At 51.5% G+C, this 14422-nt stretch carries 12 protein-coding genes; 3 read left to right on the top strand and 9 right to left on the bottom strand.

Going from position 1 to position 14422, the window contains the following annotated elements; translation table 11 throughout:
• Positions 1 to 58 precede the first annotated feature (58 nt).
• Genes WMO29_RS16160 through rfbB form a run of 9 tightly spaced genes read right to left on the bottom strand, consistent with a single transcriptional unit; the run spans position 59 to position 9855 of the window.
• Complete coding sequence (locus tag WMO29_RS16160) at positions 59 to 1018, bottom strand: glycosyltransferase (protein ID WP_178038468.1); 960 nt, start codon at positions 1016 to 1018, stop codon at positions 59 to 61.
• Positions 1019 to 1036: 18 nt separating this feature from the next.
• Complete coding sequence (locus WMO29_RS16155; RefSeq protein ID WP_349165501.1) at positions 1037 to 2935, bottom strand: DUF6020 family protein; 1899 nt, start codon at positions 2933 to 2935, stop codon at positions 1037 to 1039.
• A gap of 22 nt (positions 2936 to 2957) precedes the next feature.
• Positions 2958 to 4925 carry a glycosyltransferase family 2 protein gene (locus WMO29_RS16150; RefSeq protein WP_349165500.1) on the bottom strand — a complete coding sequence of 656 codons (1968 nt, stop codon included), beginning with the start codon at positions 4923 to 4925 and terminating at the stop codon, positions 2958 to 2960.
• Between the two features lie 15 nt (positions 4926 to 4940).
• Positions 4941 to 5687, bottom strand: a complete 747-nt coding sequence (locus tag WMO29_RS16145) for an ABC transporter ATP-binding protein (RefSeq protein WP_349165498.1) — start codon at positions 5685 to 5687, stop codon at positions 4941 to 4943.
• A gap of 9 nt (positions 5688 to 5696) precedes the next feature.
• Positions 5697 to 6485, bottom strand: a complete 789-nt coding sequence (locus tag WMO29_RS16140; protein WP_349165496.1) for an ABC transporter permease — start codon at positions 6483 to 6485, stop codon at positions 5697 to 5699.
• Complete coding sequence (locus WMO29_RS16135) at positions 6472 to 7293, bottom strand: hypothetical protein (RefSeq protein WP_349165495.1); 822 nt, start codon at positions 7291 to 7293, stop codon at positions 6472 to 6474. The genes WMO29_RS16140 and WMO29_RS16135 overlap by 14 nt, the downstream gene beginning before the upstream one ends.
• 1 nt (position 7294) lies before the next feature.
• On the bottom strand, positions 7295 to 7846 hold the full coding sequence (rfbC, locus tag WMO29_RS16130) for a dTDP-4-dehydrorhamnose 3,5-epimerase (protein WP_178038473.1): 552 nt from the start codon (positions 7844 to 7846) through the stop codon (positions 7295 to 7297).
• 35 nt (positions 7847 to 7881) lie between these two features.
• A complete protein-coding gene (rfbA, locus tag WMO29_RS16125) occupies positions 7882 to 8751 on the bottom strand; it encodes a glucose-1-phosphate thymidylyltransferase RfbA (protein WP_178038474.1) in 870 nt (289 codons plus the stop codon).
• Positions 8752 to 8772: 21 nt separating this feature from the next.
• A complete protein-coding gene (gene rfbB, locus WMO29_RS16120; protein ID WP_349165494.1) occupies positions 8773 to 9855 on the bottom strand; it encodes a dTDP-glucose 4,6-dehydratase in 1083 nt (360 codons plus the stop codon).
• Between the two features lie 198 nt (positions 9856 to 10053).
• Between rfbB and WMO29_RS16115 the strand changes: the two genes are divergently transcribed.
• From WMO29_RS16115 to WMO29_RS16105, 3 genes are read left to right on the top strand one after another with little or no spacing between them, the layout of a single operon-like run.
• On the top strand, positions 10054 to 11544 hold the full coding sequence (locus tag WMO29_RS16115) for a DUF6056 family protein (RefSeq protein ID WP_349165493.1): 1491 nt from the start codon (positions 10054 to 10056) through the stop codon (positions 11542 to 11544).
• A gap of 23 nt (positions 11545 to 11567) precedes the next feature.
• Positions 11568 to 12632, top strand: a complete 1065-nt coding sequence (locus tag WMO29_RS16110) for a GtrA family protein (protein ID WP_349165492.1) — start codon at positions 11568 to 11570, stop codon at positions 12630 to 12632.
• 18 nt (positions 12633 to 12650) lie between these two features.
• Entirely contained in the window at positions 12651 to 14384 is a 1734-nt protein-coding gene (locus tag WMO29_RS16105; RefSeq protein WP_349165491.1) for a hypothetical protein, read from the top strand.
• Positions 14385 to 14422 lie beyond the last annotated feature (38 nt).

Below are 14422 nucleotides of genomic sequence, written 5' to 3'. Positions count from 1 at the left end.
CACACCCCCCCCCCCCCCCCCGCCGCCGCGGCTGCGCCTGTTCTTTTCACTGCCTGCTTCATACTTCCTGCTCCTTTGCTTCCTTCTGCAGGCTTTTATAGGTCTCATGGGCCGCGATAAGCTGCATCTCAAAATCCTGCTTGTTCTTCTGCTCCATGCTCTGCAGCACCAGTCCCGCAAAAAGCGACTGGAGCGCCGCAATCAGCACGAAGCCGCAGACAATCAGGGTTGGGAAGCGGGGCACCAGTCCGGTCTTCCAGTATTCGGTCAGAATCGGAATCAGGAATACCACGCCCAGCACGGTCAGGATACCCGCCAACAGAGAGAAAAAGCCCAGGGGCTTATAATTCTTATAAAGATTCAGGATCCGGGTCAGTACCTTGAAGCCGTCGGAAAAGGTATTCAGCTTAGATACGCTGCCCTCCGGGCGGTCCCGGTAGTCGATGATCACATGATCCACCTGCATATGCTTATCCGCCGCATGGATGCTCATCTCGGTCTCAATCTCAAAACCGTGAGACAATACCGGGAAGGTCTTCACAAACTGATAATTAAAGGCCCGGTAGCCGGTCATAATGTCCTGAATGTTCGTATCGAAGAAGCGGTTAATGCAGTTCTTTACAAAGGAATTGCCGAAATTATGGAAGGGCCGCTTATTTTCTGTGTAATAAGTGGATGAAAGCCGGTCTCCCACCACCATATCGGACTGCTCCTCCACTACTTTTCGTACCATCTCCGGAGCTGCTTCCGCCGGGTAGGTGTCGTCGCCGTCCACCATCACATACACTTCCGCGTCAATCTCCCGGAACATCCGGCGTATGACGTTGCCCTTGCCCTGCTGGTATTCATGGCGCACAATGGCGCCGGCCTCTTTGGCAAGCTCGCCGGTCCCGTCGGTGGAATTGTTGTCGTAGACATAGATCGCCGCCTCCGGCAGGGATTTTCGGAAATCCTCTACCACCTTTTTTACTGTTTTGCTCTCGTTGTAGCAGGGAATCAGTACCGCTACTTTATCCATATGACGTGTCCTCCGTCTTTAAAAATCTGTTTCTGCCTGACTCTTTTTCTCTTTGTATACACGCCACAGCAGATACAGCATCAGCGGCATGCAGGCGATAAACGGGTAGTGATACCGCATTTTCACCACAGGACCCAGAAGGTTCGTCAGGAAATAGCCGGTAAAGGGCGCCATCACAATCAGCTGCTTCCACTGCCGCGCATACAGAAGCACCAGTATGGTAAACAGCCATAACCAGGTGTAAAACCCCAGATTAAAGGTGGCCGCGATAACCGGAGCCTTCTGGAAAGAGGCTTCATTTCCGATTTTTCTATAAAATTCTGAAAGCACCGGGATTTTGGATTCCATGGTCACATCCACGTCCGCCCGGAATTCCTTGCAGTCATATTCAAAGTAATCTTTGCCCTTATCCGTCTCCTCGATGGCATTGCCCGGATACCAGTATCCGAAGGTTCCCGCCAGGAATGAGTCGATATACATTTTCTTATGGGTCATTCCCACACTGACCCAGGTCTTTAAGAAAGGCGTGGGATTCTCAGCGAATTCACTTCCGTGAAAATAAGCCTTCACCGGATCGGCGAACCGGGACATATAGGTATTCAGTCCCTCCTCGTCAATCATGGCAAGGATTCCTTCTTTCTGTTCTTGCGTCAGCCCCTGGTAATCCAGATTATATACACGGGCGGCGGACTGCATCAGGACGCTGCACATCTCCCGGGCGTCTCCCGGCTGAATGCCAAGGGCGCTGTAGACCGGGCCGGTATAAATCCCGTATAGCCCTAAGCAAATCACGCAGAGCAGCAGCATTTTCTTCCAGTATCTGCGGAATGCCCACAGAAGAAAAGGGATGCAGAACAGAAACGTATGCAGACCGTTATTGCGGAAGGCATACAGGAAAAATACATTGACACAGAAAAGAATCTGTCTGCGCCCGGACGCAAAAAATATCTCCGGGTACTCTGCCATGCGTAAAAGCTGTACCACAAACACCGCGAAGACCGCGGTAAAAATCGAATCCTTAGTGGCGCACAGAGCCATCAGGCTGTTGACCGGATGAAAACCCAGAAATACAAGCGCGCCGACCCACAGCCATTTCGGCGCTTTTTTCTGCCGCAGGTAGAGGCAGACGTCCGCGTATAACGCAGACAGGATAACCATCTGAAGCAGGGAATAGATAAACGCTCCGGCCTGATTGGAGCCGGTGAGCGCCCTTCCGAGCTGTCTCGTCAGCCACAGCATGGCTGTATGGAGTATCGGGTGATGGGCAGTCCATGCGTGATCGGCCACCGCCGCCAGCTGCCAGCCGCAGTCATAGGAGAAAATTCCCGGCCAGGAGGCCAGAAGCACCGGAATCCAGGATAAAAAGAGTACGGCAAAGCAGAACCAGTAAAACTCCCGTACCGGGAAGCTGTAGGCGATAAAGTAGGCTATCGGACCGTCCGCCTCGCTCATATGCACACCCGTCAATCCGTCCGTTTCCTCTGCTTCCATTGCTCCGTTTTTTTGTTGTATTCCTTCTGTTCCTGTTTTAACAGACGCTTTCTTTTCTGACACGCCTGCCAATACCCGCAGCCCTGCGCCCACACAGATGGTAAAAAACGGACTTAAGGCTGCAAAAGCCGGAAACACCTGCGGATTCCAGATCGTATCCGTATAATTCAGCGAAAACCCCCAGGCGGCAAACGCCGCGAACATCATACCGCCCGCCGCGCCATAAACCAAAAGTCTGGCATTTACCGCTTTTTTCAGGAACTGCGCGCCCACGTAAGTAAACGCACCGAACATCAGCATCGCTGTCACACTGTTGGACAGCATGGTACTCGTGCCCCGGATCTGATACAGGAAATTGATCCCGCACACAGCCAGGAAGGCTGCAAGCACCGCTATGCTGTTCTGTGTGATCTGCTTTTTGCTCAAAATGTTCTCCTAATAAAACCAGTTATTTAATCGTATAATCCGAATAATCCAGTGAGAAATTCGGGTTAAAATAGGGATCACCCGCATCCAGATCCGCCTTCCACTTCCGGCGGAACATGTCTACCTCCTGCTGGAAGCGCTTCTGCTTCTCGCCCTCTTCCATACCACGGGTCTTGGATTCATAGTGATACAGCTCCGCAAAAGGCGTAAACACATTCAGATATCCCGCGTGGCGCAGCTTCAGACAGAAGTCCACATCGTTGAAGGCTACCCGGAACTCCTCGTCCAGGCCGCCCACCTCGTCGTACTGGGCGCGGCTGACCAGAAGGCACGCGCCGGTCACAGCCGTCACATCCTGGGCGTAGCACAGACGTCCCATATAGCCCAGATGCATCTTGTCATCCTTATAATGGGTGTGGCCTGCCGCCCGGTGAGCGCCAAGGCCGATAACGATGCCCGCATGCTGAATGGTGTTGTCCGCGTAGTACAGCTTGCCGCCCACCGCAGCCACGTCGGGCCGCTGGGCGTACATCAGAAGCTCCTCCATCCAGTCTCTGGTGATAACCTTCATGTCGTTGTTCAGGAGCAGCACGTACTTGCCGTTGGTAAAGCTTACGCCGAAATTGTTGATTTTGGCATAATTAAATTCGCCCTCATATTTGACGATCCGGATCTTCGGATTGTGCTCCAGGGCTTTATAGTAATCAAAGATCTCTTTTGTCTCGCTGTTATTCTCCACAATGACAATCTCGTAATTCTCATAGGTGGACTTATTAACGATGGACTCCACGCAGCGGGACAGGTCCTCCATATGATCCTTATTCGGAATCACGATGGAGATCAGGGGACGCTCCAGCAGCGGATAGCGGATCCGGAAAATCGTCGGGAACGCCCGGGTGCTCTCCACCTTTACGTCCATACCGTATACATCCATGATGTGATCGTGAACCGCACGCTTGGCCGCGTCCACCGCATAGGTCTTGGCGTTGATATCCTGTGCCACACTGGCCTTATGGGAGCGCCAGTAGTAAAGGGCCTTCGGCACATGGTACACCAGCTTCGCTTTGCCGGTCAGCCGCAGGATCATATCGTGATCCTGGCTTCCGTCATACTGGCTCCGGAAGACGCCTGTCTCGTCCAGCAGATGTCTGGAAAAGGCAGAAAAATGACAGATGTAGTTATTGCCGCGTAGATTGTCGATGGCGAAATCCGGCTTGAAGTGCAGCACGATCATGTGGTCAATGCTGTCGCCCTCAAAGGTAATCTCATCGCAGTAGATATAATCTGCATTTTTCTCATTGATGACCTTTGCGTATTCGAAAAGCACCGCCGGATGCAGAATATCATCGTGGTCCAGCAGGGCGATATACTCGCCGGTGGCCATTTTCAGGCACTCGTTGGTGTTGCCGGAGATCCCCTCGTTGTGCTCCAGCACCTGATATTTGATACGCGGATCCTTCTCCGCGTATCTCTTGCAGATCTCACCCACGTAGACATGCTCGCTGTCGCTGCCGTCCGCCAGACACAGCTCCCAGTTCTGGTAAGTCTGAGCCTGTACGCAGTCCAGAAGCTCTGTCAGAAACTTCTCCGGCGTATTGTAAAGAGGCGTCAGAATACTGAACTTAATCATCCTGGGAAATACGGTCTCACGCTGGGCCTTCGCTTCCTCCGGACTCGGAAAGCTGGCAGTGCCGTGGCGCTTCATATTCTTTCGCTCCTGAAGCTTACTGCGAACCTTTCGCATAATGCCCGGGATAGAACCATAGCGTGTCAGACGATCTCTGGTTTTCTCATAGAAATGAAGACCCTTCCGGAGGGGAATCGCCAGCTTCCAGGCAAAGCTGCCCTTGATACGGTCCAGCTTGAAATTCAGCTCCTCAATCTCTTTTTCGGACTCCTCAATTTTACTCACCAGGACCTCGGTCTTTTCCCGTTCTGCCTCGTAAAGTTTTTTATAATCCATTTGTTCCTGATCCATATTCTGCTCCATAACTTTCCTCGTTATTTACTCCTTCGCGTTCGGATCCTCATAGGCGTCGCAGACTTCCTCCGCCTCGCCAATCATCCGCACGTGTCCCCGGTCAATCCAGATGGCTTTATTGCAGATTTCTTTGACCTGCTCGATACTGTGGGACACAAAAAGAACCGTAGTATTGCGATCCATCATTTCCCGGATACGCTTTTTACATTTATTCTGGAACTGATAATCGCCGACAGACAGAATCTCGTCGATGATCAGAATGTCCGCGTCTACGATGGTCGCGATGGAAAATCCAAGGCGGGCCAGCATACCGGATGAAAAATTCTTGATAGGCACATCCACGAAGCGCTCCAGCCCCGCGAACGAGATAATATCGTCGAACCGCTCCTCCAGCATCTCCTGGGAATAGCCGATGAGCGCGCCGTTCAGGAAGATATTCTCCCGGGCGGTCAGATCGTGGTCAAAGCCTGCTCCCAGCTCAATCATGGGGGCGATGGTTCCGGTGGTCTCCACCGTACCCTTGGTGGGCTTTAAAACGCCCGCGATGATCTTCAGCATAGTACTCTTTCCCGAGCCGTTCATGCCGATGAGGCCCACGGAATCGCCCTTTCGAATCTCGAAGCTCACATCTTTCAGCGCCCAGAACTCCTCGTAAAAGAGCTGGCGCTTCAGCATCTTGATCACGTATTCCTTGATGCTGTCCACCTTTTCTCTGGAGAGGTTGAAGCACATGGATACGTCTTTGACTTCTATGGCATTTTCTAACTTCATACTGCTCTCCTATATCTTCAGAATAAACTTATCCTGGGATTTCTTAAATACCAGGGAACCAATCACCAACGCAATCACGCACCATACGATACTCTGCACATGAAGAATCCAGGGCGCTGTCACACCATCCAGCACCACTGCGCGGAAAATCTTGATAAACGCAGTCAAAGGATTGGCATTGATGATAAAGACTGCCCACTTGGGCGCGCCGTCCAGGATAGACATGGGGTAAATGACCGGAGTCAGATACATCCATGCTGTGGTCACGACACTGTACAAATGCATTAAATCACGGAAGCTTACTGCAGCCGCAGATAAAAACAGACTCACGCCTGTGGAAAACAAAAGTACATACAAAAGTGGAAATACCGCCAGAAGCACCGTCGGCGTCACACGAGAGCGTGTAGCCACCATCACAATTACCAGCGCAATCATGGAAGACAGCAGGTTGACGCCGCTGGACATAACCTTGGTAATCGGAAACAGATACTTCGGCACATACACCTTTTTAATCAGTTCGCCGCTGTGGACGATGGAGCCCATAGCGATACTGGTCGATTCATTAAAGAAGTTGAAGATGACCTGACCACACAACAAATATACCGGGAAATTCTCCACATCTCCGTAACGGGAGAAAAAGTAGGAAAATACAATAGACAGTACTGTCATCATCAGAAGAGGATTCAGCACCGTCCAAAGAAGTCCCAGCACAGAGCGCCGGTATTTGGTTTTGATATCCCTCTGGACCAGCTGGTTAATGAGGGCTCTGTATTTGACAAAGACACTAATCAAGCTCACGGCGGTATCCTTTCTGAATCACGCGGTTGATCACGGCAATCAGCACAAAGGCTCCTAAGAATACCATGCCGAAGCGGAAAAAGCTGAAGCACAGCACCTGGTCGTTGGGCCGCGGTGTGGAATAATAAGCGTTATTAAAGATGAACAGCTCACTGCAGAGAGCCAGATAGACAGCCGCCAGGAAGGTCAGGATATTGCCCTTGCCGAAAATCACCTTCATGGGACCCTGAGCGTCATGCTGCAGCTTCCAGATGCCGGAGGAATAGATATCCTCAGCCTCCACCTTCAGCCGCTTATTTTCTTTCTCCAGGGCATGATTTTCCTTCATGGCGATATCCAGTTTGCCCAGAAGCTGCGCCTTCTCCTTCTCGGAAACACTGTGCTTCTTGATCTCCTGCCAGTATTCCTTCTTGTCATTGCCCAGCTCCAGTACACGGAAGGTAACTTTCGCGCTTTTCAGCTTCAGGCACAGAGCCTCGTCCACAAAAAACTTCGGGTCGTTATGCAGATAGACGAAGATGGGATCAAAATCCACATCACTGTTGGTCTTGATCCGCTCCATCTCAACCTGTCTGGTTTCGTCATCCTCATAGGTCAGGCCCAGGCCCTCCAGCTTCACCATGCTGCTGTCCTCCAGCAGCGGGTCAAACCGGAAGCCGCAGGTGTGCTCAAAGCCTGTCAGGTCAAAGTCCAGAGTTACGGTCTCACCCAGGGCACAGGTATAGGGCACTGTCAGGGAATCCTCCGGACGGAAATCCTTACCTGTATCAATAAATACCTCTGCTGTCAGCTGTACACTCTCACTCATCTTATTTCTTCAACTCCTTAATTCCACCCCATTTCTGATCCTTTTCAGAAATTGTCAGCTCCATTCCCTCCGGGATCGGCCACTCCACGCCGATATCCGGGTCGCTCCACAGCAGACCGCCCTCATCATTCGGATGATAGAAATCGGTGCACTTGTACGCGAACTCCGCGTAATCGGACAGCACCAGGAAGCCGTGGGCGAAATTCTTCGGGATGAAGAACTGCTTTTTATTTTCCGCAGAAAGCAGTACGCCGTACCACTGTCCGTAGGTGGCGGATCCCTCACGCAGGTCTACGGCCACGTCGAACACTTCGCCGCTTACCACGCGCACGATCTTATCCTGGGGATGGTTAATCTGGAAATGCAGGCCGCGCAGTACGCCCTTCTTGGACGCGGACTGGTTGTCCTGTACAAAGGGCATATCAATGCCTGCTTCCCTGTAATCGTTGTAGTTGTATGTCTCCATGAAATAACCGCGCTCGTCGCCGAATACGGTCGGAGTAATCACCTTCAGACCTTCGATCGGGCAGGTCTCAACTGTAATCTTTCCCATTTTTCATTATCTCCCTTGTAAGCTATTTGAAAAATTTATAATCCGTTGGCCACATCGATCAGATACTGGCCGTATGCTGTCTTCAGAAGCGGCTGTGCCAGCTTCACCAGCTGTTCCTTGTCGATAAAGCCGCGGCGGTACGCGATCTCCTCAATACAGGAGATGTACATGCCCTGGCGCTTCTGGAAGGCTGCTACGAAATCCGCCGCGTCCAAAAGGGCATCGTGATTGCCGGTATCCAGCCATGCGAAGCCGCGTCCCAGAGTCTCTACCTGCAGAGTTCCACGGCGCAGATACTCGTTGTTGATACTGGTGATCTCGATCTCACCTCGCGCGGACGGCTTTACATTCTTGGCAATCTCTACCACGTCGTTGTCGTAGAAATACAGGCCCGGAACCGCGTAGTTGGACTTGGGGTTCTGCGGCTTCTCCTCGATGGAAAGAGCCTTGCCCTGCTCGTCAAATTCTACCACACCGTACTCCCGGGGATCCTTTACATAATAACCGAAGATGGTAGCGCCGGTCTCGCGCTCCGCCGCGTTCTTCAGAACTCTGGAGAAGCTCTGTCCATAGAAGATATTGTCTCCCAGAACCAGGGCTACACGGTCGTCGCCGATGAATTTCTCACCGATAATAAACGCGTCAGCCAGTCCTCTGGGGCTCTCCTGTACGGCATAACTCATCTTCATGCCCAGCTGGGAACCGTCTCCCAGAAGATCCTCGAAAATGGGCAGATCCCGGGGTGTGGAGATAATCAGCACCTCGCGGATGCCTGCCAGCATCAGCGTGGACAGCGGGTAATAGATCATCGGCTTGTCATATACCGGCATAATCTGCTTGGAAATCGCCTTTGTCAGCGGATAAAGTCTTGTTCCGGAACCTCCGGCCAGAATAATTCCCTTCATTTGTAATTTTCTCCCTGTTTATTACTTATTTTTATACATATCTTCGTAATATTTCTGATAGTCGCCGCTGGTCACGTTCTTCATCCAGTCCTCATGCTCAAAGAACCACTGGATAGTCAGGCGGATACCGTCCTTGAACATGGTTTCCGGATACCAGCCAATCTCCTCTTTGATCTTGTCCGGAGCGATGGCGTAACGGCGGTCATGACCCTTACGGTCTGTCACGTAGGTGATCAGATCCTTGCTTACCAGCTTCTTTCGCGGATCCTCGTCCGGCAGCATCTCCTGCAGAGTCTCCAGAATGATGTTGATGATCTCGATATTCTGCTTCTCGTTATGTCCGCCGATGTTGTAGCGCTCGCCCAGGCGGCCATTTTCCTGTACCATGTCGATGGCCTTGGCGTGATCATCCACATACAGCCAGTCGCGTACATTCTTGCCGTCGCCGTATACCGGGAGCTTCTTGCCCTGCAGAGCGTTATTGATAATCAGCGGGATCAGCTTCTCCGGGAACTGATACGGGCCGTAGTTATTGCTGCAGTTGGTGATGTTCATGGGGAAGCGGTAGGTATCCCAGTATGCCTTTACCAGCATATCAGAGGAAGCCTTGCTTGCGGAGTAGGGGCTGTGCGGATCGATAGGGGTGGTCTCATAGAAATAAGTATCGCCCTCTTCCAGAGATCCGTATACCTCGTCTGTGGATACATGCAGGAATTTCTTGTCTGCCTTGAAGGTGCCGTCCGGCAGCTCCCAGGCTTTCTTTGCCGCGTTCAGCATTACCAGGGTGCCCAGTACGTTGGTCTCTACAAAGATCTCCGGGTTCACGATACTGCGGTCCACATGGCTCTCTGCCGCGAAATGTACCACGCGGTCGATGTCATTTTCCGCAAAGATCTTCTCAATGGCCTCGCGGTCGCGGATATCTGCCTTGATAAAGGTGTAGTTGTCCCGATCCTCGATGTCCTTTAAGTTCTCCAGGTTGCCTGCGTAGGTCAGCGCGTCCACGTTGATGATGCGGATAGTGTCGCCGTACTTGCGGAACATGTAGTGAATGTAGTTGGAACCGATGAAGCCGGCTCCTCCGGTTACAAGATAAGTTCCCATTTCAAAAAATCCTCCGATTTTATTCTTATTTTTCTTCATAGTTATTTGCAGTATAGCATTATTTGCCGTCCATGGCAAGGATTTTAAGATTTGACGCCTGTTTGACACGCATTTCTTCCATTTTATGGTTTGACATTGGTTTGTCGATTGGGTATATTTAGATAAGATAGAATCATGAACCAATGAGGAGAGAATTTCATGCCGCGTCGAATCCGTCATACCATCGCAAAGCTTTCCCTTGCGGAAAAGCTTTGTTTTATCATGCTTACCCTTTTTCTTATCAGCCTTCTGCCGGTCTGCAGACTGGCCTTTTACGCGCATCCCGCCGGAGATGACTATGCATACGGCGTAGCGGCGCACCTTGCCTGGACTGATACCCATTCTCTTTCTGCCGTTCTCGCAGCGGCTGTTTCCAATGTAAAGGGCTACTATACTTCCTGGCAGGGAACGTATTCCTCTATCTTTCTGATGTCGCTGCAGCCGGCCATTTTCAGTCAGCGTCTTTATTTTCTGACCACATTTCTGATGCTTTTTATGGTAATCGGAAGTATTTTTTCTCTGTTTCACGTTCTGTTTACCCGTTATATTCCGCTTTCCCGAAGCCTGCGGCTGATGCTTTCCCTGGCGCTCTCGTTTCTCTGCGTCCATGTGATTGACGAAGGGAAATCTGCCTTTTACTGGTACAACGGAGCCCTGCACTATACGTTTATGCACAGCTGCATGCTGTTTTTCTTCGCTCTGCTTCTCCTGTATATGAAAGAAGAAAAGCGTTCCAAAAGAGTATTTTTCCTTCTGTGCTGCTGTTTTCTGGCCTTTGTCATCGGCGGAGCCAATTATATTACCGGACTGCTTTCTCCCGTGATTCTGCTGGCATTGCTTCTGCTCTGCATTCCCGCCCATGAAAAACGGGGTCTGGGCGGCATACTCCCGCTTCTGATTATGCTGATTGGTTTTTTCATCAATGTCAGAGCTCCCGGAAATGCTGTCCGAATCGCCGCCCAGCTGGATTCTATGGGGCCTGTGGAGGCTGTTTACTATTCCTTTGTATATGCGGTAAAGGGCATTGGAGAATGGACAAATCTCTATGTCATATTCTTTGCCGTCCTTCTGGCTCCCTTTTTGTTCCGGGCTCTTTCCGGCTGCCGTTTTTCTTTTCCGCTTCCCGGAATCGTCCTTGGTTTTTCCTTCTGTCTGGTGGCGGCCTCCTATACGCCGTCCCTGTATTCCATGGGACACACATACATCTTTGGCCGCTCCTTAAATGTCATGCGTATGCTGTTTTACCTGCTGTTCTTTCTGAACCTGGTCTACTGCATCGGATGGCTCTGTACCCGTTTTCCGAAGGCTGCCGCTGATTTTACAGTTTCTTCCGGTTTGAAGAAAAGCTTTCTGGCCAGCCTCGCCCTTGCCTTCTTTGCACTTGTGATTTTTTCCGACAAGGACTGCATTACCGGACTGTCCGCAGCGGATTCCCTTCATAAGCAGTACGCGCAGACCTATCACCGGGAAACCCTGTACCGCTACTCTCTGATCACCCAGGGGCCCGACGAGGTATGGGTTCCCAATCTCTCGGTCTGCCCGACCTTGCTGGATCCGCAGGAACTGTCCGAGGATCCTTCCGACTACCGTAACAGCTCTCTGGCTGCATGGTACGGCATTTCCACGATTCACATGTCTAAAATTTATTAATTTACATACACGAGGTAACACAAATGAAAAGCATTCTTGTAATTCCGGCTCTGAATCCGCCGGCGCACCTTCTGGAATATGTGGACCAGCTGATTGCTTCCGGCGCGGAACACCTGGTTCTGGTGGATGACGGAAGCGCTTCCGAATATAAACCAATCTTCGAAAAGCTCTCAGAGCACCCCCAGTGCCATATTCTGACCCATACGGTCAATCAGGGCAAGGGACGGGCTTTGAAGGACGCCTTTGCCTATATTTTAGAGCAGCCGCAATGGACGGGACTGGGCGTCATTACCGCCGACTCCGACGGCCAGCATCTGGCAGCGGATATCCGGCGGATGGATCAGGAAATGGAGGAGCTTCACCGGAAGGAGGAGCGCTTTCTCCTGCTTGGCTGCCGCAATTTCCATCAGGATGACGTTCCCTTCCGCAGCCGTTTCGGCAATCTTCTGACCTGCTCCCTGTTCCGGCTTTTGTACGGCGTATCCGTGACCGATACCCAGACCGGTCTCCGGGGAATTTCCTGGGATCTGCTTTCCCATATGTGCCAGCTCTCCGGCGAGCGTTTCGAATATGAGATGAATATGCTGACTGACGCGGCCCTCTCCAAAACCCCGGTACACACCCTGGAGATTAGCACCGTTTATCTGGACAATAATTCCGAATCCCATTTTAATCCGCTGGTAGATTCCATCAAAATATACCGGATTCTGTTTGGCACCTTTTTGAAATACGCCGTATCCTCGTTATTTTCCTCTCTGGTGGATCTGGTCTGCTTTACGGCTGCGGAGCTGCTTCTCCCCGCAGGCGCGTACCGGATTCTGGAAGCCACGGTCATCGCGCGGATTATTTCCTCGCTGGTCAATTATTCCTGCAATAAAAAGCTGGTTTTTTCCGATAAGGGCAGCACAGGCTCCACGCTTCCGAAGTATTACGCCCTCTGCGTGGTCGTTATGCTCTGCTCAGCCGGTCTGGTAAGCCTCTTTTCCTTCCTGCCGGTTCCGCCCACTCTGATTAAAATTGTGGTGGACACGGTTCTGTACCTGCTCAATTACCAGATACAGCGCCGCTATATTTTCAAAACTATTTAATTTCTGGAGGAGCTTGTTATGAATACTCTGCTGCTGGGTCTACGCGTACTGCTGTTTGCCCTTTCCACCTTTGGCTATCTGACGGTTCTGCATAAAAAAACGAAGCTGCCGGTCGAGTTTCTTCCGGCCATCGTCTTCTGCGGACAGATTTGCGTCCTGTTTGCGGCAGGCATCCTGAACCTGCTTTCTCTGTCCATCTGGCTTTTATTCGGCGCAGGGCTTCTTCTGGCTGTGCTTTCCCTTCGGGATCACAGACTGTACCGGGATTTTCTCTGCCCGGGTTATGTGTTTTTCGCGCTGTCCTGTCTTTACTTTTTACTGATGCTGAAAGGACAGGTTTTCAATTCCTATGACAATTTTTCCCATTGGGCCCTGGTCGTAAAACAGATGCTTCTGACGGATCGCTTCCCGACCTTTCAGGATCCGCTCATCCTGTTTCAGGCCTATCCTCTGGGAAGCTCGTCTTTTATATATTACGTCTGCTGTCTGATCTCCCGCGTATCGGAAGGCTGTCAAATGTTCGCGCAGGTGATGCTGTCCCTCAGCATGATCCTGCCCTTATTCTCCTGTATCCGAAAGCAAAAGTTTACGGGTATTTTTTTGATGCTGGGAAGTACGCTGTTTTTCCTGAGTTACAATACGGTTCCTTCCGAACTCCTTGTGGACGCGCTTCTGGCCCTTACCGGAGCTGCCGCACTTCTTCTTCTGGAGCAGGAGCTGGGAGCAGAAGACCAGACTGCCTGGCTTTCTGTCCTGCCTGCCGTCGCCCTGATTTTGATTAAGAATTCCGGTATTTTCTTCTGGGCGCTGCTGGCCGGTAAGCTGATCTGGCATGCATGCCGTCACGGGAAAACTGCTTCCGCTCCCGCGCGCCGATCCTGGTACACCGTATTTTTTGCACCGCTTCTCACACTGCTGCTGTGGAAAAAGCATGTGGCCTATGTCTTCGCCGCCGCGGAGTCATCTCCCCACAGTATGTCTCTTTCCGCCTATCTCGCCAACATGCAGCAGAAGATGGCAGACGGTTCCATCTCCCGGATTACAGAAGCTTTCCGGCAGCAGATTATCGCCGGGCGCGGTCTTCTGCTTCTGCTTCTTGTCCTTGCGGTTTTTATGGCCGCCTGCGCTATGCATAAGCTTTCTGTACGCCCCTGGCTCGGACGTGCTGTCTTTCTGACTGTGGTTTACGTCCTCTACCAGCTTGGTAATCTGTGTATGTATCTGTTCTCCATGCCGGAGGGCGAAGCCGTCGTCATGGCCGGATACGGACGTTATTACCGCACGATTATCATGTTCTGCTTTGCCTATGCGCTCTTTTACCTTCTGCGGGAGCTGGATGAGCAGAAGCTGCCCCTGGCGGTAATCGGCACGCTGCTTCTGCTTCTCGTGTACCGGAAGCTCGGCATGTCCACATCCATTCTCCATCGAACCGGCGAATACCCTGTCCGCGCGGAAATGGAGCGTCTTATGGACGAATATGACATCGAGCATTATCAGGATTATCTGATCTGCATCCCGGAAGATGATATGGGATATGTCTACCATCTGACCAAATACCTGCTCTACACCCCCACCGTAGACGTTCACGTGGGCGTCTCCTCAGAGGATGAATTTGCGGATATCGTCAACATTGCCATCGATCTGGAGTACGAATATTTCATCAACCTGGATCCGGAAAACGAAGCCATTGACCAATATTGTCAGAAGACCTTCGGCGCGGCTCCCGGCCAGCAGGTGATACGGCTGCAATAAATGATACGTTTGCTTAGCCAAAAAATGAGTACGGGATT

Origin of the sequence: Laedolimicola intestinihominis (assembly GCF_040096155.1) — a bacterium.
Taxonomy (GTDB): domain Bacteria; phylum Bacillota; class Clostridia; order Lachnospirales; family Lachnospiraceae; genus Laedolimicola; species Laedolimicola intestinihominis.
This window is presented reverse-complemented; position numbering and strand designations above follow the sequence as displayed.

Bases quoted from the DNA above. Each gene is read 5' to 3' on its own strand.
- WMO29_RS16160 (WP_178038468.1), bottom strand. From the start codon at position 1,018: ATGGATAAAGTAGCGGTACTGATTCCCTGCTACAACGAGAGCAAAACA.
- WMO29_RS16150 (WP_349165500.1), bottom strand. From the start codon at position 4,925: ATGGAGCAGAATATGGATCAGGAACAAATGGATTATAAAAAACTTTAC.
- WMO29_RS16145 (WP_349165498.1), bottom strand. From the start codon at position 5,687: ATGAAGTTAGAAAATGCCATAGAAGTCAAAGACGTATCCATGTGCTTC.
- WMO29_RS16135 (WP_349165495.1), bottom strand. From the start codon at position 7,293: ATGAGTGAGAGTGTACAGCTGACAGCAGAGGTATTTATTGATACAGGT.
- rfbC (WP_178038473.1), bottom strand. From the start codon at position 7,846: ATGGGAAAGATTACAGTTGAGACCTGCCCGATCGAAGGTCTGAAGGTG.
- rfbA (WP_178038474.1), bottom strand. From the start codon at position 8,751: ATGAAGGGAATTATTCTGGCCGGAGGTTCCGGAACAAGACTTTATCCG.
- rfbB (WP_349165494.1), bottom strand. From the start codon at position 9,855: ATGGGAACTTATCTTGTAACCGGAGGAGCCGGCTTCATCGGTTCCAAC.
- WMO29_RS16115 (WP_349165493.1), top strand. From the start codon at position 10,054: ATGCCGCGTCGAATCCGTCATACCATCGCAAAGCTTTCCCTTGCGGAA.
- WMO29_RS16110 (WP_349165492.1), top strand. From the start codon at position 11,568: ATGAAAAGCATTCTTGTAATTCCGGCTCTGAATCCGCCGGCGCACCTT.
- WMO29_RS16105 (WP_349165491.1), top strand. From the start codon at position 12,651: ATGAATACTCTGCTGCTGGGTCTACGCGTACTGCTGTTTGCCCTTTCC.